1 rRNA gene is annotated in these 255 nt (G+C 48.2%); it reads left to right on the top strand.

What is annotated here, in order from left to right:
- Positions 1-255 (top strand): 16S ribosomal RNA (locus KGF48_RS20085); the annotation flags it as partial.

Raw genomic sequence — 255 nt, 5'->3', positions numbered from 1 at the left:
CAGCCGCGGTAATACGGAGGATCCGAGCGTTATCCGGATTTATTGGGTTTAAAGGGAGCGTAGATGGATGTTTAAGTCAGTTGTGAAAGTTTGCGGCTCAACCGTAAAATTGCAGTTGATACTGGATATCTTGAGTGCAGTTGAGGCAGGCGGAATTCGTGGTGTAGCGGTGAAATGCTTAGATATCACGAAGAACTCCGATTGCGAAGGCAGCCTGCTAAGCTGCAACTGACATTGAGGCTCGAAAGTGTGGGT

This window comes from Clostridioides sp. ZZV15-6388, from assembly GCF_020657755.1.
GTDB lineage: Bacteria > Bacillota > Clostridia > Peptostreptococcales > Peptostreptococcaceae > Clostridioides.
This window is presented reverse-complemented; position numbering and strand designations above follow the sequence as displayed.